The 733-nt window shown below is 78.6% G+C and carries 1 pseudogene; it reads right to left on the reverse strand.

Annotated features, from left to right (window positions below):
- Window positions 1-162: 162 nt before the first annotated feature.
- Window positions 163-733, reverse strand: a pseudogene (locus AC2CJA_RS27045) (hypothetical protein); the annotation flags it as partial.

Consider the following 733-nt stretch of genomic DNA (forward strand, 5'->3'; position numbering starts at 1 on the left):
GCGCCGAGCAGGCGGCGGCGGGAGGGGCCGGTGCGGGGGTCGGTTCCGGTGTCGGTGTCGGGGTGGTGTGTCATCGCTGCCCAGTCTCGGTTCTCGGGTGGTGCTCGGTGCTCGGTGCCCGGTGCCCGGCTCCCGGGCGGTACGGGTGGCGGCGGGCGCCGGTCAGTCGAGTTCGAAGGTCCTGCGCTCGGTCACCTGGTCGATGTCGGAGGTCCGCACGGTCACGGCGGCCTCCCAGGTGCCGGGCAGGGGGAGCTGGAGTCCGGAGGCGGACCAGCGGCCCTCCCCGGTCCGCTCCAGGGTGGCGGCCAGCGGGCCGACCTCCCGGGCGGGAAGGGTGAAGGAGACCCGCACCTCCGGCACGTCCAGGGGTTCGCCGCCGGGGGCGGTGGTGCGCACCAGGAGGGAGTTCCCGCCGCTCCCGCCCGGTTCCATCAGGAGCTGGGCCCGGCCCGCGCCGTCCGGGCCGCCGGTGTCGAAGGGGACGGTGACGACCAGCGGCCCGCAACGCCCGGAGCCCGGCCCGCCCTCTTCCCCTCCCCGCCGCTGCCCGGCGGCGGTGCCGGACGACGTATCGGAGGCCGCGGCGGTACGGGCGGGCTCGGCCGCGGTGAGCAGGGTCGTCACGGCGAGGACGGCCGCCGCGACGGCCGCCTCGGCGAGCACCGAGCGCCGCAGCCCGGCGCGTGCCGGGTCGGCGTCGCGCTCCCGTCTGCGGCGCGCGGCCTCGACC

It is taken from the genome of Streptomyces sp. ATLC9, from assembly GCF_057196705.1.